25 protein-coding genes and 1 tRNA gene are annotated in these 19991 nt (G+C 35.1%); 16 read left to right on the top strand and 10 right to left on the bottom strand.

The window, feature by feature from the left end; all coding sequences use genetic code 11:
• Positions 1-40 precede the first annotated feature (40 nt).
• The 3 genes from IPK91_02865 to IPK91_02855 all read left to right on the top strand — a co-directional run bounded on the left by IPK91_02865 (position 41) and on the right by IPK91_02855 (position 1600).
• Positions 41-646, top strand: coding sequence for a hypothetical protein (locus IPK91_02865; protein MBK8296231.1), 606 nt, complete (start codon positions 41-43; stop codon positions 644-646).
• Positions 647-762: 116 nt separating this feature from the next.
• Positions 763-836: transfer RNA gene (locus IPK91_02860), tRNA-Arg, on the top strand.
• A gap of 23 nt (positions 837-859) precedes the next feature.
• Positions 860-1600 carry a hypothetical protein gene (locus tag IPK91_02855; GenBank protein MBK8296230.1) on the top strand — a complete coding sequence of 247 codons (741 nt, stop codon included), beginning with the start codon at positions 860-862 and terminating at the stop codon, positions 1598-1600.
• Here the strand turns inward: IPK91_02855 and yajC are convergent.
• Entirely contained in the window at positions 1597-1878 is a 282-nt protein-coding gene (gene yajC / locus IPK91_02850; GenBank protein ID MBK8296229.1) for a preprotein translocase subunit YajC, read from the bottom strand. The genes IPK91_02855 and yajC overlap by 4 nt on opposite strands.
• Before the next feature lie 9 nt (positions 1879-1887).
• Positions 1888-2340 carry a DUF1573 domain-containing protein gene (locus tag IPK91_02845; GenBank protein ID MBK8296228.1) on the bottom strand — a complete coding sequence of 151 codons (453 nt, stop codon included), beginning with the start codon at positions 2338-2340 and terminating at the stop codon, positions 1888-1890.
• A gap of 27 nt (positions 2341-2367) precedes the next feature.
• Between IPK91_02845 and IPK91_02840 the strand changes: the two genes are divergently transcribed.
• The 3 genes from IPK91_02840 to trxB are packed head-to-tail and all read left to right on the top strand — an operon-like array spanning position 2368 to position 3846.
• Entirely contained in the window at positions 2368-2685 is a 318-nt protein-coding gene (locus tag IPK91_02840; protein ID MBK8296227.1) for a hypothetical protein, read from the top strand.
• Positions 2670-2906: a hypothetical protein gene (locus tag IPK91_02835; protein MBK8296226.1), complete on the top strand. Its 237-nt coding sequence runs from the start codon at positions 2670-2672 to the stop codon at positions 2904-2906. The genes IPK91_02840 and IPK91_02835 overlap by 16 nt, the downstream gene beginning before the upstream one ends.
• Position 2907: 1 nt before the next feature.
• Positions 2908-3846 carry a thioredoxin-disulfide reductase gene (trxB, locus tag IPK91_02830; GenBank protein ID MBK8296225.1) on the top strand — a complete coding sequence of 313 codons (939 nt, stop codon included), beginning with the start codon at positions 2908-2910 and terminating at the stop codon, positions 3844-3846.
• Here trxB and IPK91_02825 read toward each other — a convergent pair.
• Together IPK91_02825 and dapB are read right to left on the bottom strand one after the other, a co-directional pair.
• A complete protein-coding gene (locus IPK91_02825; protein MBK8296224.1) occupies positions 3843-5792 on the bottom strand; it encodes a DNA primase in 1950 nt (649 codons plus the stop codon). The genes trxB and IPK91_02825 overlap by 4 nt on opposite strands.
• A gap of 46 nt (positions 5793-5838) precedes the next feature.
• Complete coding sequence (gene dapB / locus IPK91_02820) at positions 5839-6561, bottom strand: 4-hydroxy-tetrahydrodipicolinate reductase (GenBank protein MBK8296223.1); 723 nt, start codon at positions 6559-6561, stop codon at positions 5839-5841.
• 148 nt (positions 6562-6709) lie between these two features.
• Here dapB and IPK91_02815 point away from each other — a divergent pair, with 148 nt between their 5' ends.
• Complete coding sequence (locus IPK91_02815; GenBank protein ID MBK8296222.1) at positions 6710-7561, top strand: acetyl-CoA carboxylase carboxyltransferase subunit beta; 852 nt, start codon at positions 6710-6712, stop codon at positions 7559-7561.
• Here the strand turns inward: IPK91_02815 and bshC are convergent.
• Positions 7558-9174 carry a bacillithiol biosynthesis cysteine-adding enzyme BshC gene (bshC, locus tag IPK91_02810; GenBank protein MBK8296221.1) on the bottom strand — a complete coding sequence of 539 codons (1617 nt, stop codon included), beginning with the start codon at positions 9172-9174 and terminating at the stop codon, positions 7558-7560. The two genes, IPK91_02815 and bshC, sit on opposite strands and share 4 nt — an antisense overlap.
• 129 nt (positions 9175-9303) lie before the next feature.
• Here bshC and IPK91_02805 point away from each other — a divergent pair, with 129 nt between their 5' ends.
• Positions 9304-10272 carry an ABC transporter permease gene (locus IPK91_02805; GenBank protein MBK8296220.1) on the top strand — a complete coding sequence of 323 codons (969 nt, stop codon included), beginning with the start codon at positions 9304-9306 and terminating at the stop codon, positions 10270-10272.
• Here the strand turns inward: IPK91_02805 and IPK91_02800 are convergent.
• Positions 10262-10900: a PorT family protein gene (locus IPK91_02800; protein ID MBK8296219.1), complete on the bottom strand. Its 639-nt coding sequence runs from the start codon at positions 10898-10900 to the stop codon at positions 10262-10264. The genes IPK91_02805 and IPK91_02800 overlap by 11 nt on opposite strands.
• 92 nt (positions 10901-10992) lie before the next feature.
• Here IPK91_02800 and IPK91_02795 point away from each other — a divergent pair, with 92 nt between their 5' ends.
• From IPK91_02795 to IPK91_02770, 6 genes are all read left to right on the top strand, one after another.
• Positions 10993-11622: a YihA family ribosome biogenesis GTP-binding protein gene (locus tag IPK91_02795; protein ID MBK8296218.1), complete on the top strand. Its 630-nt coding sequence runs from the start codon at positions 10993-10995 to the stop codon at positions 11620-11622.
• Positions 11609-13315 carry a 1-acyl-sn-glycerol-3-phosphate acyltransferase gene (locus IPK91_02790; protein MBK8296217.1) on the top strand — a complete coding sequence of 569 codons (1707 nt, stop codon included), beginning with the start codon at positions 11609-11611 and terminating at the stop codon, positions 13313-13315. Before IPK91_02795 ends, IPK91_02790 begins: the two co-directional genes overlap by 14 nt.
• Positions 13316-13347: 32 nt before the next feature.
• On the top strand, positions 13348-13890 hold the full coding sequence (locus IPK91_02785; protein ID MBK8296216.1) for an exonuclease domain-containing protein: 543 nt from the start codon (positions 13348-13350) through the stop codon (positions 13888-13890).
• 2 nt (positions 13891-13892) lie between these two features.
• A complete protein-coding gene (gene mnmH, locus IPK91_02780; GenBank protein MBK8296215.1) occupies positions 13893-14930 on the top strand; it encodes a tRNA 2-selenouridine(34) synthase MnmH in 1038 nt (345 codons plus the stop codon).
• Positions 14920-15972: a selenide, water dikinase SelD gene (gene selD, locus IPK91_02775; GenBank protein ID MBK8296214.1), complete on the top strand. Its 1053-nt coding sequence runs from the start codon at positions 14920-14922 to the stop codon at positions 15970-15972. The genes mnmH and selD overlap by 11 nt, the downstream gene beginning before the upstream one ends.
• Positions 15973-16081: 109 nt before the next feature.
• Complete coding sequence (locus IPK91_02770; protein MBK8296213.1) at positions 16082-16426, top strand: hypothetical protein; 345 nt, start codon at positions 16082-16084, stop codon at positions 16424-16426.
• Positions 16427-16476: 50 nt separating this feature from the next.
• On the opposite strand, the gene IPK91_02765 is transcribed toward IPK91_02770, so the two are convergent.
• Complete coding sequence (locus tag IPK91_02765; GenBank protein ID MBK8296212.1) at positions 16477-16833, bottom strand: hypothetical protein; 357 nt, start codon at positions 16831-16833, stop codon at positions 16477-16479.
• Between the two features lie 190 nt (positions 16834-17023).
• Between IPK91_02765 and IPK91_02760 the strand changes: the two genes are divergently transcribed.
• Both IPK91_02760 and IPK91_02755 read left to right on the top strand, forming a co-directional pair.
• Positions 17024-17878, top strand: a complete 855-nt coding sequence (locus IPK91_02760; GenBank protein MBK8296211.1) for a hypothetical protein — start codon at positions 17024-17026, stop codon at positions 17876-17878.
• 47 nt (positions 17879-17925) lie between these two features.
• A complete protein-coding gene (locus tag IPK91_02755) occupies positions 17926-18699 on the top strand; it encodes a hypothetical protein (GenBank protein ID MBK8296210.1) in 774 nt (257 codons plus the stop codon).
• An 8-nt stretch (positions 18700-18707) separates the two neighbouring features.
• On the opposite strand, the gene IPK91_02750 is transcribed toward IPK91_02755, so the two are convergent.
• From IPK91_02750 to IPK91_02740, 3 genes are all read right to left on the bottom strand, one after another.
• A complete protein-coding gene (locus IPK91_02750) occupies positions 18708-19178 on the bottom strand; it encodes a hypothetical protein (GenBank protein MBK8296209.1) in 471 nt (156 codons plus the stop codon).
• 178 nt (positions 19179-19356) lie between these two features.
• Complete coding sequence (locus tag IPK91_02745; protein MBK8296208.1) at positions 19357-19626, bottom strand: hypothetical protein; 270 nt, start codon at positions 19624-19626, stop codon at positions 19357-19359.
• A 10-nt stretch (positions 19627-19636) separates the two neighbouring features.
• The gene (locus tag IPK91_02740; GenBank protein MBK8296207.1) at positions 19637-19987 is read right to left on the bottom strand and encodes a hypothetical protein; all 351 of its coding nucleotides are present in this window, start codon (positions 19985-19987) and stop codon (positions 19637-19639) included.
• Between the last annotated feature and the right edge of the window lie 4 nt (positions 19988-19991).

Raw genomic sequence — 19991 nt, 5'->3', positions numbered from 1 at the left:
TGTTACAGTTATTATAAATCCATCATCTATCAGCCAAATTGTGGATACATTGTGTTATAATGATTCTGTTCGTATCAACAATGTTGTGTTTACAAGACAAAATCCAATTCAGACATTTAAATTATCAAATCAATATGGTTGCGATAGTTTTCTATTAGTAGATCTATTATTTAATACAGAACTTTTACTAAAAGATAGCATCATTACAAAAGATGATGGAAATGGTACAGGCTGCATTACCATTGAGATGGAAGGAGGTTGTCAACCGTATTCGTATCATTGGAACAATGGTGTTTCTGGACCTTTAAATTGCAATTTAGTAACCGGAGTTTACACTGTTGAAGTAAAAGATTGTTTAGGTTGTACGAAAATATACACTTTTAAAGTTGGAACCACTGTCGGCAATAACAATGACATTCCAGAGCCATTCAACTATTTTGTAACAATTGAAAAAATAATGGTTCAATCCAATTCAGAATCCATTGTATCCTATGAGCTAATTAGCTCAGATGGACGAATCATTCAGTCTAGACCGGTCAGGAATGTTCAATTTGAAATAAAAAGAAGTGAAATCCCACGAGGCTGGCTAAATCTGAACTTTAAACTTAAAAATGGCCAAATCCGACAATTTAGTTTTATGAACTAAGCTGCATTTCTTGGTTTTGTTTAATTTTGTGCGCTTTTTAGGCAAGAATTCTTAATTACTTGTAGAAGCACAAACCAGAAATAACAGGATTCCAAGTAATCTGTTAGTAGAATTTTGGTCCCGTAGCTCAATTGGATAGAGCAACTGCCTTCTAAGCAGTAGGTTACACGTTCGAACCGTGTCGGGATCACTTTTTTTAAAATTCAATAATTTATGATCAGAAATTTAGTTGCCATTTCTTTCTTGTTTTGGCTCTGCGCGTTTAATTCATTTGGACAATTTTCTAGAGGCATGATTCGAATGGAAGTAGCAGCCATGAAAATGAATGGAGAAGATGCGCCCCCTGAAATGGCTTCCATGTTGGGCAATATGCAGGTAATCGTTTATTCCAATGGCATAATTCAAAAGAATGTCATGTCCATGATGATGATGAAAAATAGTACGATCCTGGACTCTAAAAAAGATTCTGTGTTTCTTTATATGGATATGATGGGTAAAAAATATTTAATCGCGGATCGAATGAATAAAGCTAACAAGGATACTATAAAAGACAGTCCAGAGCAAGCCATTTCTGTGAAAGAATTTCCTGAAGACACGAAGGAGATTTTAGGACATGTTTGTAAACGGGTCGATTTAAAAATGATGGTGCCTTCAATGGGTGCAGAAGGGGGTAGCAATACTGCAAATGAAATAACCATAAAAACATACGTGACAAAGGATTTGAATTTTGATCCATCCTTTATCAGTCAAAATAATCGTACCATAAAATTGGACGGGACTCCACTTGAATTCTCCATGCTGATGGGTACTGGTAGTTTCCAATTGGAATTACAAATGGTAGCAAAAGAATTAAAAGCCGAAATTAATCCGGACGATTTATTGCCTCCATCAGGAAATTTTAAAAGATATACTATGGAGGAATTTCAAAAAGAAGTTTCGAAAATGGGCCGTTAAATTTCGAGGAAATATTTGTCTCTTATAGCATCACTTGCTTCTTTAGAAATACTCGATTTCAAAACTTTTATAAAGCTTTTTGAATCTAATTGGAGCTCAATGACAAGATCATCAATTTTAGTTATCCGACCAATAATTCCTGATTGTGTTACAACCTGATCGCCTTTTTTGATTTCTGTAATGAAAAGATTTTGAGCTTTTTGTTGTTTGGTTTTTGGAAGTATAAAAAATACATACATGATTCCAAAAAGAATTACATAAAGAATAATAATACTCATAAATAGTTTTTATTTTAGTACGTTGCCTATTAATTGAACTTTTGTTATTGCAGGATTTGTATTGGAATAGATAGTAAATGTTTTCTCTTGAGTTCCAATTTGGTCCTGCGTTGTAAAAATAATGTTTAATGAAGTAGAATCACCTGATTCTACTTGGTTTTTTGAAATTTCTGGTTTGGCGCAGCCACAAGAACTGCTTACATTGCTGATAAGCAAGCTTGCTTTACCGCGATTATATAAAACAAACTCTTGACGAATCGTATCTCCCTGATGTGCCATTCCAAAATCGAGTACACGTTCTTTAACCTCCAGGATGGGTATTCTGACCGAATCAAGAATTCCTGATGCAGTAGTAGGGTTGTAAATCAAGTTATTGTATTCATTTACAGGGAGTTCTGTTTTGTTTTGACATGCTCCCCAAACTGTAAAAAATATAAGATATTTGCAGTAAGTAGTTTTCACGCTACAAAAGTATTAAAAGCAATCTAATTGAAATGTCCACCTTTTAAACCTAAGCTTAGCCTGATTGGTATGCCTGGATCTGGTAAAACATGGCTTGCGAACGCACTGGAAAAGGAATTAGGCTTGGAAGCACAGGATTTGGATCACTATTTTGAAACGCAATCAGGAATGGCAATTTCTCAATTTTGGAATCAATATGGAGAATCAGAATTTAGAGTCCTGGAACGATATTATATGTTTGAATTGCTTGATTCTCAGGTTTCAATAATTGCAATGGGTGGAGGAACACCCTGTTTTTTAATAATCTGGATTGTATTAAAAAACAAAGTTTGTGTATTTATATAAAAGCGGATTTAGTTCAATTGGAAGCTAAAAATGATTTTATTAACAGACCACATTTTGCAGGCAATTCAAGCAAATCAGACTTTTTGAATAAACTTTATCAACAAAGAAAGAAGTGGTATGAACGTGCAGATTTGATTATTGAGAATGATTTCAATGAACTAAATGTACTTGATAATGTTAAAAATATTTGTATAAATTACTTTAAGAGCAAGATCCTTTAATATGGAAAACAAAATTCATCATACAATAATCATTGGTTCAGGCCCAGCCGGATACACAGCAGCTATCTATGCTGCACGTGCCAATATGCATCCACTATTATTTACTGGGGTGGAACCAGGAGGCCAATTAATGATTACAACGGAGGTGGAAAATTATCCTGGATATTTTGATGGAGTTCACGGACCTAAAATGATGGAAGATTTTCAAAAACAAGCACAGCGATTTCATACAGATATACGATATGAAGTTATCTCTAAAGTTGACTTTTCTGGTCCAGTGCATAAAATCTGGACAGAATCAGGAGAAGCGTTTTTAGCACATACCGTAATCATATCCACTGGCGCAAGTGCTAAATGGCTAGGGATTGATTCTGAAAAAAGATTAATGAATAAGGGTGTTTCTGCATGTGCGGTATGTGATGGATTTTTCTTCAGAGGAATGGATGTCGCTGTGGTGGGTGCCGGTGACACAGCAGCAGAAGAAGCGAGTTACCTGGCTAAACTGTGTCCAAAAGTACACTTGTTGGTAAGACGTGATACGATGCGGGCATCTAAAATTATGCAGGAACGCGTATTAAATAATCCAAAAATAATTGTTCACTGGGATACTGAAACGCAGGAAATTCTTGGTAAAGAAGAAGTAGAGGCTGTCCGCGTTATCAATAATAAAACACAAGTTATTTCTGAGATTCCCGTTAAAGCTTTTTTTGTTGCAATTGGCCACCAACCAAATTCTGCACCTTTTGTAAACTGGATAGACATGGATGAACAACAATACATCAAAACAATTCCAGGTTCAAGTCGTACCAACCGACCAGGGATTTTTGCGTGTGGAGACGTTCAGGATAGAATCTATAGACAAGCAGTAACTGCTGCGGGCACTGGTTGCATGGCAGCCCTTGATGCCGAGCGTTATCTAGTAGAGAACCATATAATTTAATTAATAACTACTGTATTTAATAAGCTGGCAATGTAATTGCGCTGGTTTACTATATGCTGATGGGATTTTAATTCGATTTGCAATTCTTCTTCAGGAATTTCATCAAGGCGGATTCTACGTTCGAATTCTGATATGGCCTTATTGAATTTTTTTAATTTAAACCGCAGGATGGAATTCTCAATGTCTGACTTATAATTAAATTCTGGGGCTTGTTGTGTGCTTAGAAAGATCCCATGTTTTTCTTCCCAATTGCTGCTGTATTCGTATTTATTTATACTAAAATTTAAGGCCAATTTTGAAATATTCGGATCTTGATGATTCAAGTAATAATTTAATTCAGGCGTCTTGCCTTCACTGAGTTGATGCGAAACATCAAGAATAAATTGTTTTAGCAATTCGTTTTCAAAAAAAGCAAGGGTATCTGCTATGTTTTCAATTATAAATTCTGCGTAATGGATATCATCTTGAGAATTTACTTTATGATGACCGTATAATATAAGAATTCTGCAAATGTCAATTTCCTGAAATTCATCATTTGAAATTGAAATTTGACCTGAATGTGATTTTATTGTTTCATCAGATGAAATTTCATTCAATATTTTTTGATCATTTTCTAATGCTTCTCTTTTTTGTCTGAATGCTTTGTTTTTAAATTCGTCGCTGATTATCTTATTGCATGCAGATATTAAACTGACTTCATCGATTGCAAGAATTCCGGCAGCCTGTTGAAGATAGATGCTTCTTTTAATTGGATCATCGACTTTGGCTATGGTTTGAATGATGTCTTTAGCAGCAATCGACTTTTTTATTGGATCATTCTTTATTTCAGTAGAGTGTAAGTTTAGTTTATAAATAATAAAATCTTTCGCCTCTGCTGCAACAAATTTTTCAAATGCTTCAGATCCAATTTTGCGAATAAACTCATCTGGATCCTCATTTCCAGGGATCAATATTATTTTAACATCCAATCCTCCTTGAATAAGCAAATCAATACCCCTCATGGCCGCTTTAATTCCTGCAGGATCGCCATCATACAAAAGACTCACTTGTTGTGTGAATCGTTTTAATAAATGGACTTGCTCTTCTGTCAACGAGGTTCCTGATGAAGCAACCACGTTTTCAATGCCGGCTTGGTGTAAAGCCATAACATCAGTATATCCTTCAACTAAGAAACAATTGTTTTTATCCCGAATGCTTTTCTTAGCCAAATGTAAACCGTAGAGTGTTTTGCTTTTGTGGTAGAGTTCGGTCTCTGGTGAATTAATATATTTTGGGGATTTTGAATCCGTAACCAAATGCCTTCCTGCAAATGCGATTGGTTTTCCTGTTAAATTATGTATTGGAAAAATTACGCGGTTCCTAAAAAAATCTTTCTGTTGTCCGCTTACCAACCCAAGCTTTTGAAGGAATTCTAATTTGTAACCTTCTTGCAATGCTTTTTTTAAAAGAGCATCCGTTTCATCAAAAGCAAAACCTAATTCAAATGTTTCAATGGTTTGTTCAAGAAACCCGCGTTGTTTAAAATAAGATAATGCTACGGATTGACCAATTGGGTCATTTGTTAAATTGTTTTTATAATAATTTAGAGCAAATTGGTTTATAATGTAGAGACTCTCTAGCTCCTGTTGTGTTTCTGGACTTACATCTTGTTTAAAAGTCTCTTCAAGTGTTATCTGATATTTTTTAGCAAGTGTGCGTACTGCTTCAGGAAAGCTGAGTTGCTCAACTTCCATTACAAATTGAACTGTATTGCCTCCTTTGCCACAACCAAAGCATTTAAAAATATTCTTTGAGGGAGACACTGAAAACGAGGGTGTTTTCTCCTTATGGAAAGGACATAGGCCAATTAAATTGGATCCGCGATTTTTTAAATCTACATAATCCCGCACAACGTCTTCAATCCGTGCTATTTCAAAGACTTCTTCAATTGATTTTGAACTAATCATATTCCTAATAAGAAACTCATAATAAGCTAAAGGGTTGACAATTAAATCAAATAGAATTTAATCCTAAAACATCCCGCATCGTAAAATTTCCTTTTTTTCCAATTAAAAATTCAGCTGCTAAAACGGCACCCAGGGCAAATCCATCCCGATTGTGAGCGGTATGTTTAATTTCAATGGTATCAATACTTGAAGTATAGTTGATTTCGTGAATTCCCACAACAGGATCTTTTCTCTCAGAAAATATTGGAAGTGTTTCAGGAGAAATTGGTTTGTCTAAGCTCCATGAACTATAATTTGGATGGTTTCCAATAATATCTTGGGCCAGGCTGATTGCTGTGCCACTTGGTGCATCTTTTTTATGCGTATGGTGCACTTCATGAATTGAACAAGCATATTCAGGTCTGGATGTCATTAATTGAGCCAACTTTCGATTAAGTTCAAAAAACAGTTGAACGCCAATTGAAAAATTTGAAGCAAAAATGAATGCGCTGTTTGATTGCACTAAAGCATTTTGGATTTCATCCCAGGCATCCGTCCATCCAGTAGTACCACAAATTACAGGACACTGCATTTTAAAACAGGTTTTTAAATGATTTACAGCTGCTTCCGGAGACGAAAATTCAATCGCAATGTCTGAGTCTGAAAGTGCTTTTTCTAGAAGCGGCTCATCATTTCTACCCAATTTATAAGCCACCTGATGGCCTCTAAGCAAAAGTTGCTGCTCAATAGCACGACCCATCTTGCCAAATCCGATTAAACATACCTTCATATATTGCTATAAATCAATTAATTATAATTTTGCCACGCAAATTATTCCGTTTAGACTTAAGAATATCAAAATTAAAAGTCTAAGTTGGCAATTAAGTATAAATTTGTTTGTTACTAGGAAATAATTATCTAAAGAAAAGGCTTAAAATATGGGTTGGTTTAAACGGCTCAAAGAAGGGATATCGACAGCGACGAAAGTTAAAAAGGAAACCCCGGATGGAATTTGGTATAAATGTCCAGAATGTTCTGAAATGTTGACAACCAAACAATTAAAGGAAAATTTTCACAAATGTCCTAAATGCAATTACCATCAAAGAATTAGTTCTGACCAATATTTTGAAATCCTGTTTGATGGTCATTATGAGATCTTGTTTGATAACCTGATTTCTTATGATTTCTTGAATTTTACAGATTTGCAATCTTATTCCAAACGACTGGATGATGCAAGAAAAACAGCAGATCACAAGGATTCTATTACTGTGGCTGCAGGAGTAATCAATGGTCGGAAATTAGTCATCGCTGCGATGGACTTTACTTTTATTGGTGGTTCAATGGGCAGTGTAATGGGTGAAAAAATCAGCCGTGCGATTGATTTTTGTATAGAACATAAGGCCCCCTTAATGATAATTTCTAAATCTGGAGGTGCGCGTATGATGGAATCTGCATTTTCCTTAATGCAAATGGCCAAAACATCGGCAAAACTAACATTGTTAGCTAAAAATCAAATTCCCTATTTTTCCTTTTTGACAGATCCTACCACCGGGGGCGTCACAGCATCTTTTGCAATGCTTGGAGATATTAACTTTTCGGAACCAAATGCATTAATTGGGTTTGCCGGGCCAAGAGTTGTTAAAGAAACCATTAAAAGAGATTTGCCTGAAGGATTTCAAAGATCAGAATTTTTGTTGGAAAATGGCTTTCTTGATTTTATAGTAGACCGGAAAGATCTTAAAACTTCAGTCAGTGATCTGTTGGATTTATTTAATGTCTCTGAAAATTAAACCGTAGTTTCCTTAACTAAGTATAGTTTGTTCAAGCCAGGTTCATACATTTGAATTAGGTAATTTATATAAGCCGGTCCATGTTTAAAGTAATAAGGTAAAAAGTTTTGGATTCGTTCTTGAAGGGATTGATTTGGAAACAAATTATCTTTAATTTTATGTAGTTGAAGTATTTCTTGTTCCAATTTATTTTTTATTGCCTTCAAGTGTTTGTTCTCTATATGTTCTAATGACTTTAATATTTTATGAATTTCAGCCTCAATACTCGTTTTGGTTGATTGATCCAATTGATTTGAATCCGCTTTAATTTTTTCTAATAGATTGGTAATGGCTATAAAATCATCCGGTTGCAAGATGTATGAATTGTTTTGATTCTTTACAAATTTAGATTCTAATTGAGTAATTGAATCCAAAAAATCAAGTTCAGTAAAGGAAGTTTTTGAAATTTTTTGAAGGATACTGGATTCATAATAAATAGCTGAAAACCGCCTGAATAGAAGAGGGTAGGAGATATTTACATCATCGAAACAAGCTTTTAATTCTAGCCAATATGCGATTTCTCCTCCTCCACCTACAAAGGCAAGATTTGGAAATAAGTACTCTTGAAATAATGGACGTAATAATACATTGGGGCTAAATCGTTCTGGATTTGATTCAAGTTCGGATAAAATTTCTTCTTGGGTCCATTGATTAGCTGCATCAATTAATTTGTAAATTCCTGATTCCAATACCATTCGTTTTCGACCCTCCGCATGATGATAGAAAAGATTTAGTTCTCTGGGATTTACTTGTGGATGATGTCCGAGTTTTTCTATAACTGGAATGCTCTTATTAGCATTTTTGAATATAAATTGTTCAAGTAATTCCTTTTTAATAATTGGTGAAAATAAATTCTTGGCTGATTTGTTGTCCGGGTTAAAAAACAACAATCCATAAGAGCCAAAAAGTTCGTTAACAAAATGGCGGTAATAATCTACATAGGTAGCTGTTTGATTAATCCATTCTATGTTTTTATTCAAAAACACGTTTGCCTGTTCTGAATTCGAAAACATTTTTAGCAAGGTTTCTATAACATGAGATAGTTCATTTGCATCTAATTGGCCAACTGCATGTCCGGGATTTGTTTTCCACTCAATTTTTTGATTAAAAATCTGGAAATGGTTAATTTCTTCAAAGTCATGATCTTCAGAACCACAATAATATACAGGGACAAAATGCTTATTGGGAAATTGAATTTCCAAATTCTGACATAATTTTATCGTGGTGGCTATTTTATAGATCCAATAAAGGGGTCCACCCATTAAACAGGGCTGGTGTGCACAAATAACTGTAAACGTATCGCTCGATTTAAGTCGTTCAATATTTGTTTTAACGCGATCAGCTAGTTGAATGCGGCAATATTGTTCGAGTAGGATCGTGCTAATCTCTGTTCTATATGGAAAGTCTCTTTTCTTGCTAATTTGCTCTGAGAAATTGTTTAGTTCAGCTGGCTTACTGATTAAGGAACTAAATTTATGAGAATTTTGCCAATAAGCTAAATCAAATGGATTGAATCCATGTTTTAATTCAGGAAAAATGGCAATGCTTGTAAAACTATTTGATTTCTCTGGCATACTTAAGGTAAAGGTATTTACTTTTGCTTATAATCTGATTTCCCTGTGAGCTTGTTTTTACTTAAAAAAATACTAATTGGTTTCATCTCATTGATAGCTGTTATTTTATCAATTAGTCTCATAATATATATGGCTCCAGTAGATCCAGCAAGAATCCAGTTTGGCCAACGTGCAGACCCAGAAACCATTATTCAATTAAAAAAGAAATTTTATTTGGATCAACCCTATTCTATTCAAGTCTATCGGTATTTGGAAGACCTGAGTTGTATCCAATATTTACATAATTCAGATCCTCGTTTAGAAGAATATTGTTTTCAAACGATCTTTCAAGTAAGTGATAGCAAATTAATTGTCAAATGGCCATTTTTTAGAAGGTCCTATGTAAATGGAGAATTAGTATCGGATCTGCTTAAAACGGCAATGATATCAACAGGACTCCTTGGATTGTTTGCAATGCTTTTTGCGCTGGTTATTGGATTGATTTCAGGAACCTTTGCGGCTGTTTATTTTGGAACTTGGATTGATTCGGTAATTACAATGACAACGACCTTTTTTTATGCAATTCCAAGTTATATTTCTGCAGTAATTATAGCCATGTTACTGGGATATTACCTGGTAGAATATACTCATTTGCCCTTGCAAGGATCTTTGTATTCGTTAGACGATTTCGGAAATGAAGTATTTAACTGGGATCGGTTGGTCTTGCCCAGTATGGCATTGGGCTTGCGACCGGTTGCAATGATCGCACAAATGACGCGGGCATCTTTATTAGAAGTGCGGTCAAAGGAATACGTGAGAACGGCCATTTCGCTTGGAGCAAATACATTTAGGGTACTTGTTAAGCATATTTATCCAAATGCCATGAATCCAATAATTACAACACTTAGCGGATGGTTTGCTTCCTTGTTATCGGGTGCCTTTTTTGTTGAATTTGTTTTTAATTTCAGAGGCTTGGGTGATTTAACAATTCAAGCTTTAAGTCAATTTGACATTCCGGTAGTATTGGCGTGCTGCATCGTTACCGTTTGCATTTTTGTAACAATAAATATTCTTGCTGATATAATTTATGCCTGGTTAGATCCGAGGGTTAAAATATAAGGCTGATACTGCCTATGAGCCGAGAAGCTTTTTTATCAAAATTTAATTGGCTTCCAAAGAAATTAATATGGTCACCATATTGGCTAAAATTTCCTTCATGACGTATATCAATTCCAATTAAATTAAATAACTCAAAGCCTATACCAGCTTGATAGCCAAAACTAGCAGTTTTAAATTTATCTTTATATCCATCTATATCCGTCAATTCTGAATTGTTGTTGATAAAAATATGTGCTACCGGACCGGCATACAGACGTATGATATTAAATTTAACTCCGAGCATTAAAGGAATGTCTAAATACTGATATTTTTCATCACGAGCTGAATCTACCAATTGAGGTACATTGTAATTATTGACTTTGAAATGTGCATTATTTGAATTAAAAATAAACTCAGGATGCAAGTAAAAATTATTTAAATTAATCCGCAGTCCTATGCCAAAGTGATATCCGTATGAAGCATTTTTAAATGAAAATTTAAAGGAATCCAATTCGCTTTTATTAGTAACAACAAAATCCTTAGGTCCTACATCAATGCTATGCATTCCACCTGTCACAGTAAAGTCAAGTTTAGAATGACAATAATATGCATTCAAACTAAAAACAATAAGTACAATTATTCTACGCACGGTAATAATTTATATCAAATATACGAAAAAATCATAAGATGTAGTATGTGGATTTTTAATTTAGGATAAACTTAACGAACTTTGATCCCAATATGCATATAAAAGCACAGGAAGCTTTATTTTTAGGTTCATTTGGAACCTTTAATGAATTACCGGAAAGTCAATTGCCCGAATTCTGTTTTTGGGGTCGTTCGAATGTAGGCAAAAGCAGTTTAATAAACTACCTATGCAATCGAAAACAGATGGCCAGGGTTTCCCGGACTCCGGGTAAAACACAGACATTCAATTTATACAAGATGGATAATTCTTGGCTTATCATGGATGTTCCAGGTTATGGATTTGCTAATGTTTCAAAGAAATTAAAAGAAAAATGGGCTAAAGAGATTGGCAGTTACTTAAGGAAAAGATCGAATTTATGTCTGGTGTTTTTATTAGTAGATGCGTCAATTGATATCCAAAAAATAGATCTGGATACAATTAATTATTTGGGACAGCTGGGAATTCCTTTTCATATCATTCTAACGAAAGCTGATAAAACAAAAGATAGACTGGTTACTGATTTTACTAGAAAACTAAAAGAAGAATTATTGAAAGATTGGAATGAATGTCCTCCAATATTTATTACAAGTGCCGAGAAACGATTTGGTTCAGATGATTTGTTTTTAGTTATGGAGAATATTCTAATTCAAGTTCAAAAAGATACAAAAAATGGAGGAGTTTAATCTAGCCAAATATAGAAAATTTGAGCATATCGAAAAAGACTTAAACAAATGGCCTATCAGTCTTTTTGCCAATACTCGTAAATCATTTTTGATAAAACTTCATAAAGATGTATATAATTACTTTTCAAGTTTACCTAAAGAAGATCTTGACCAAGCGATTGCCCGTGCGATCTATTTAGAAAAGCAACGGGTAAAATCAAACCCATGGAAGGCGGATCCTCCAAATGAAATGCAGTATTACCGTAAAATTCAAAAGGAATACAACGATAATCAACTGCAAGCTGATAAACATGAAGCAAATAAAGAAACGCTGCTTCGTCTAATTAAACGATATTCCCTGGAAATAATTGGCCATTTTAATCCTAAAACATTTTTAACGGCTCGTAAAATATGTGATTTCTTTTTTCATTTAATTCTATATCCTTTTGGTTGGCAATCCGTGTTCAATTTGAAACGAATGAACAAAAAGAATATGGAGGCAATCCATATTAATGGGCATTGTGAAGAGGTTAGAGCATTGTTTAAGGATCATTTAGTAATCTTAGTACCAACACATTCCAGTAATCTGGACAGCGTGTTGATTGGGTATGCGGTAGACAATTTGCTTGGCTTACCCGCTTTTAGTTACGGTGCCGGGCTCAATCTATTTGATTCTGAATTTTTTGCTTTTTTTATGAATCGTTTGGGAGCTTACAAAGTAGATCGCAGGAAGAAAAACAGCGTTTATTTACAATCTTTAAACAGTTATTCCAAGCTTTCTGTACATGATGGAGTAAATACCATATTTTTTCCAGGGGGAACCAGAAGCCGCTCCGGAGAATTGGAGTCTAAAGTTAAACTGGGATTATTGGGATCCTTAGTGCAGGCTCAACGCATTCTTATTGAAGATAAAAGTCAAAAGAAAATTGTGGTAGTTCCTGTAGTATTAGGATACGAAAGCGTTTTGGAAGCTAGGTCCCTTATGATTCAACATTTGCAAATTACGGGACAGGAAAAATATTCAGCAAGGGTAAAAAAAGAAGGACTTGCTTCTTATTTGAAATTCATAAAACGCTTGCTATCCAAACCGACTCATATTGTTTTAACATTTGGTATGCCGATTGACGTTTTTGGAAATCGCGTGAATGAACTTGGATTAAGTCTCGATCATAAGGGAGTTCAAATCCATCAAGAAGATTATTTTCAATTGGATGGTAAAATTGTTGTAGATGCTCAACGTGAAGGGATTTATACCCGTGAGCTAGGGGAGAAGATCTGTCAGGTTTATAAGAAGTATAATTATATTCTGCCATGTCATTTAGTAGCTTTTGCTGCATTTAAATTGTTAAGTAAAATGAACCCGCAGGCGGATATTTATGGCTTGGTTCAAATACCAGAAGAAGATTTTGTTTTTCCCCGTAAAGCATTTGAAACACTTTGCTTGCAATTGCGAACCATCCTGATGGAATTGGTAAAAAACAAAAAACTGATTGACCCAATGGAACTGGAAGGGCCTATTGAAGAAGTTATTACTAAAGGAATCGCTGCATTGGGTATCTTTCATATCAATCGAATTTTGTTTGTAGATGAATTTGGTCGGTTGTTAAGTCAAGATTTTATTGGATTGCTGTTTTATTCTAATAAGATGTCTGTGCTGGAATTAGATGAACTGATTGATTGGTCGTCTATTCAATGGAATGTGGATCGATTTTAATCAGTTCGTTATACTATTTTTTATTTTAGACTATGGCTTATATTATTATTGATCTTGAAGCTACGTGTTGGAATCCCAACAGCGTGCAATATGAACAAGAAATAATAGAAATTGGGGCCGTTTATTTAGATTCATTTCTTACTCCTGTCAAGCAGTTTTCAAAATTGGTGAGGCCTGTTAAAAATCCTCAAATATCTCTATATTGCAAACAGCTTACAGGATTGCAACAAATCGATCTTGATAAAGCAAAAGATTTTAAGTTTGTTATTGAGGCATTTTTAGATTGGAGTTCCCATCAGGAAAATAACGGTGTTTTCTATACCTGGGGCTCAAAGGATTTGAAATTAATAAAAGATGATTGCAGGAATCATCGCATGGATTGTGATTGGATAAACGGGCTTGTTGATTTGAAACCTCAATATGCTAAAATAAAAAATTTACCAAAACCAGTGGGATTGGATAAAGCTTTAAAAATTGAAAACATAGAATTTGAAGGCGGGCGTCATCGTGCCTTACCGGATGCCTCGAATCTTGCAAAACTTTTTATTAAACTGTTTGAACATTGGGATAAATAAAAATGGTCGTCATTGAAAAAGAAGCAGGGCTGTGGCTTTTAGAGAAATCTTGGCAAATAATAGATGTACGATCTCCAATTGAATTTAAGCAAGGACATATTCCGGGTGCTTATAATCTGCCTTTATTTAGTGATCAGGAACGTCATGACATTGGCCTGGCGTATAAGAAGAACGGACCCAAGGAAGCCATGCTACTGGGACTGCAATATGTAGGACCTAAGTTGCGATATTTTGTGGAAGAAGTAGGCCAATTAAAAAAAGATAAAAGTTTTTTAGTGCACTGCTGGAGAGGTGGAAAAAGAAGCAAAAGCATGGCTTGGTTATTGGCGAATGCTGGTTTTGAAATCAATCTGCTCCTTGGTGGATATAAGGCCTATCGTCAGATGCAAATGGATTTTTACATGGAGAACACGTTTAAAATTATTATATTAGGAGGTAGAACCGGCACCGCTAAAACGCAGCTCTTACATGCATTGGAAAAACAAGGCGAACAAATCATTGATATGGAAGCCTTGGCACACCACAAAGGTTCAGCATTTGGAGGGATCGGGGAGCCTGAACAAGAAACCAATGAGCAATTTGAAAATAATCTCTTTTCAACAATTGCAAGATTAGATTATGAACGATGGATTTGGATTGAAAATGAAAGTCGAACCATTGGACGAAATTACATTCCTGAATTATTTTGGAAGCATATTAAAGCAGCTAGTTTAATTAATGTGGAGCGTGATCTATTGTTTAGAATCAATCATTTGATGTCCTTATATCAAAAAGAAGATGATAGGGCCTTGATTAGTTCATTTGAAAAAATAAGAAAGCGCTTAGGGCATGAAGCGGCGCAAAATGCAATTGATTTTATCACAGACCATAATTATGAAGCTGCAGCCCAGATCGCTTTGAATTATTATGATAAATGTTATGATTACAATTTAGAGACAAATGGTTCGCCAAAAATTATTAAAATGCAATTTGCAGATCAAGCCAATGAAGCTGTGATTGATGCATTGTTAAACTATAAAAGGAAATACTTTGGAATATAAATTAGAGCCAATCCGTCTTACTCAATTTAGTCATGGAGCTGGTTGTGGTTGCAAAATATCGCCTGCGATATTAGATCAAATATTAAAATCATCTGGCAACAATCATTTTCCCGGATTATTGGTTGGTTACGAAGGACGAGATGATGCAGCAGTTTTTGATTTGGGAGATGAGACTGCATTAATCAGTACCACTGATTTTTTTATGCCCATTGTCGATGATCCGTACGATTTTGGAAGAATTGCATCTGTAAATGCGATTAGCGATGTGTATGCAATGGGTGGAAAGCCTTTATTGGCAATTGGAATATTGGGTTGGCCAATAGATAAAATTGATCCGTATTGGGCAGGACAAGTTTTAGAAGGCGCCAGAGCGATTTGTAAGGAAGCGGGTATTCCATTGGCTGGTGGACATTCAATCGATTGTCCTGAGCCTGTATTTGGCCTCGCTGTGAATGGACGGGTAATGATTCAGCATTTAAAAAAGAATGACGGCGCCAAAGCCGGTGATCTTATTTATTTATCGAAAGGACTGGGTGTAGGTATTTTAACCACAGCAGAAAAGCAATCGATTCTGGAGGAAAATCATAAGAAAATAGCCAGTGATTCGATGCTCAGACTTAACAGATTGGGTGAGGAAATATCTAAATATCCGGAAGTTCATGCATTGACGGATATAACAGGCTTTGGATTCTGTGGCCATTTAAATGAAATGTGCAAAGCATCGAGTTTACTAGCCAAAATTAATTATGTTAAGTTGCCAGTTCTTGACCCAGTAGTATATGATTACATAGAGAAAGGGGCCATTCCCGGAGGAACCAAAAGAAATTGGAAAAGCTACGGGGCGCAAGTTCAGTTAGATAATCCTGAATGGTATAAATTACTTGGGGATCCTCAAACGAGTGGTGGGTTATTAATTGCTATTGATCCATCCTTTAAAAAGGACTTTGAAACCATTTTACAAAAGGGAAACTGGTATGCAGAATGTATCGGGGAGTTTAGCAAGAAAGCTTCAGAAGAGCGCTTAAATATCCTAGTTGAGTAGTTATCAAATAACAACTTAACATAATATAAATTATGGGAATAGATGGTTTTTAGAAAACACTGACAACCAACCAATTATAGTATGGACTATAACCTTTTTAAAAGACGTTATGGATCCAAAAAGAAGATTTTTTTCATTTCGAACCGGCAAACCGGGCTCGATTAAAGGCAGCTGGATACTCGATGATGTGAAAATTCCGGCCTACAACATCAAACAAGCTATTACGATGTATTTCTGGCTTGAATGGTTCAAGAAAAAGGATGCAAACCCCTGGATGCACAACGTACCAAAATTGTTTTATCCTGATCGGTTCTGGGTCAATTATTATCTCAGACAAGTTATAGAATATGAACTAAAAGGGAACAAATATTACTTTCAAGTGAACTACAAACGCATAAAGACCTGGAACACACACGAATACGTGCAGTATTTCGAACAGGAAAAACCATTTTAAAAAATCCTGAGACCCTTATTAAAGAATCCCAGGATTTATGCGGATTGGTTTTAACAGCCCTGCCCTTCCGGAAACAAACCCGGTGGAGGCGTTTTACCATCCATAACGACACACAATTTTTGTAATTCTCGCAAAAAGTCAAAGACTTTGCGGTAGCTCTGGATCAGGATTCCACGGCTATCGGTTGTCATGTTTTCGATATCCGCGCAAGCCATTGCTATAAAGAAAATTTCTTCCAAGTCCTCAGCTAACAACTGAGGGCTTGAAAAATTGATCAGATCCTCAACGAGGCTCATGATCTGAACAGGTTCGGCTGCAAGCCGGGAAGCATAAATTTCTTTAGTGACGTCCATGTCAGTAAGATTTATAAAATGATCAATACCGGAAGTGGACGTCACTTCCTGCATGAGCAAGAAACCGCCGGGCCTTACGGTACCCAGCCTTCCGGTGATTCTTAAAATTATTTCTTGTAAATGCCCATTATAGATTAGAAAGTAACGTCCGAGGGCAAATGTACGACAAGGTTTGGAAAAGGAAAAGTTAAAATGTGCGAGACCTTTTTTTATTATTTTTGAAGCAAATTAGAAAAACCAACCAATGATGAAGTTTTCACAGCGAATTGGCCTGACTCCCGTCAGAGATGTAATTCAAATTAATGATATTGATGACATTTTAAAAAACAGAATTTGGAATTGTTTTATATCGAATTATTTCAGAATTCTTGCAGAGAGGGAATTAAATGATCAATATAAAGAAGGCAATAGACCAATTTTTTGTAGAATTTTTTGGGTAAATTTTTTTTTAAATAAAATTGATGAAGTGCCTACTGATGCTTACGGATATGTTTCAACCAAAGAAGTGTTACAGAAAATCAAGGATTGGTTTAACAGCGCTAAGTGGTTTGAAATATATGATTTCGTTGAGTTTGTCGCAAATCTTGAAAATATAAACCCTAGAGTAAAAACAAATTTTATAAGCAATTGCAACCAATATCTTGAAGCAGAACTATCTGGTTTCAGAATCATTGATGGAATAGTTACGCCTATTATTTCAGAAATTGAAATAGAATCTATTGAAGAGGCCATTAATTCCAAGAAAATAAATCCAGAAGTTATACACCTTAAAGCTGCACTTGGCTACTTAGCAGATAGAAAAAATCCAGACTATAGAAATTCTGTTAAAGAATCCATTTCAGCAGTTGAGGCCATTTGTTGCAAAATAGCTGGAAACGAGAAATTAACTCTTGGAAAAGCATTGAAGAGAATTCAAGCTAAACACCCAATGCACGTTGCATTTAAAGAAGCCTTAGAAAAAATATATGGCTTTGCAAGTGATGCTGCGGGCATTAGGCATTCATTAATGAAAAATGATATTGATATTAAATTTGAAGACGCCAAATTTATGTTAGTTGCATGCTCAGCATTTATTAATTACTTGAAGGCAAAAATGTAAACAACAATTGGAACACAATTTGCTGGTAGAAAGCAAATTAGCTTGTTATGAGATTTGGTTATCTAGTAATGTTATCAGTTGCTTTATTGGTTGGGGCCTTATTTGTATATTTTTATGGGGAGGCTAAATGCATCAATACAAGACTAGACTTAATTGTTAATACCGTCCAGCAGTTTTCTAGCATTCCTAAAAAAGACAGTTTAAATTTAATGAAATTAGACAGCCTCACAAGCCAAATCATTAACATGAAGGCAGAGCAAATTCGTTATTCAGAAATGATAAACAGAGAAAGTGATAGATTAATCTACTTTGTCACTATCCTTTTCGGATTGTTTGGTGTCGTTGGGTTTTCTATCTTCAAATATGAACTTTCTGCTGTTAGCGATACAATAACCAAAAGCAACATTGATCAAGATACAAAATATAATTTCCATATTAAAAAAATGAATGAGTTACAAAAACTAGCCTTTGTAGGCATGGGAAATGTCTGCAGTATAATTAGTGATTACAACGCTCAGCATGATTTGTATAAATCCTATAATTTTTCAATTGGAGCCGCTTTGCATTTTAAGAGAGCTTTTCAATTGAACAACGACAATAATTTTGCAGAACTTACTACAAACAATTTAGCTAATGCAAATAACTACATAGATTTAATAATTAATCAAAATAAAAATTATAAAGGAAATGATTTTGACCGAAAAGAAATATCGGATACGAAAGCAACAATAGATGAAATTGCACAAATTGACAATGACAAAGTTAAAGTATTGTGCACAGAAATTAGGTATAAATTCTTGCAGATTGAAAAATTTATGTAAGAATAAATCTATTGATTTTCTGGTGACTTATTGAATCTTTTAATCATCAACATTGTAATAATCAGCGTTTCAACAAGTCTTGATTCTTCATCATCACAGTACATTAAAGAATGACGCTCCTTCAACAATGTAGTTAAATAGGTATAAGATTTCTTACCGACTTTATAAATTCTTGTATTTAAACCAGTTGGTCGATTCCAAAATGGAACGACAGGAGAAAACTGTACAATATTTGCTTTCTTTCTGTTTTTATAGTAAAATTCAATTTCCTTCAACAATGCTTTATCAAACTTCTTCTTAGTTGCAATGATGAAGAGCGTTTTGGTTTTACTAAGCCTTTGGCAAACTATTTTTTTGTCATGGCCTAAATGTCTAGGAACAACAAAAATTTTGTGATTATGTGAAGCTAATAAAGCTTGTATTCTAATACAGATACCTGCAGCTTCCCAATCAAGCGAAGGATAAGTTAAAGTGATCATGATTTGACTTTAAAAAAGCCAATCATCCTAGGAGACAATTGGCTTTTAGGATAAAAAGACGAAAATATTTACTAAAAACACGGATGAAGCCGATTTGAAAAACCCGACACGAGGCCCCGAAAGTCCAGGTGCCGGGAAGCGTTAAACCAATCCCGCTTTTAGATTATGAATAATTAATTTACTTGTAATTGGGATCCCCATATTTTTGACCGGTTGCATAACGGGCTGCTATGGTAAGCTGGCCAATGATGGTAAGCAGTGTTCCCCACCAGGCATTTCCATCTAGACACCAGCCAATGTTTTGACAAAGCGCCTGAACATTATCGCTAGAGAAAAGGATATTAAATGCTCCAAGGATCGAACTAGTCCAACCAAGGATAAGCGTTTTTTTGTCACCCAAGACTTTAGAAAGCATTTGGCTTGCAAGCCAGGAATAGATTTTATTCATGATATAGGGTTTAAGGTAAAAAATTGTAATTCAATAAGATCTGAGACCAATTAGGGTCTTTGTTGAATAAGTTTTGCCAAAAGCTTTTGTCGGTGATATTTGGAACGCTGGTACCATTAAAAATTCCACCTGGAGCCCAAAGCGTTTCAGAAAACCCATAAGCACCAATTACATACTGGACCCAATTTTGCCACTCCGGCGTATTGCGAGGAGGCTCAGCATAACCATTGCGCTGTTGGAGTAAACTAAGAAGGCGGGCATATTCTTCCCTCTGTTTAGATCTTTGATAATTCATGAAAATCAAAAACCCCCCAGTAAGAATCAGCCCGCCGGCAATTAAGACTTTAGTGTTGCGATTCATCGGT

The organism is Saprospiraceae bacterium, assembly GCA_016712145.1.
Taxonomy (GTDB): domain Bacteria; phylum Bacteroidota; class Bacteroidia; order Chitinophagales; family Saprospiraceae; genus Vicinibacter.
The sequence above is the reverse complement of the archived record's forward strand: the minus strand, read 5'-3'. Positions and strand labels throughout refer to the sequence as shown.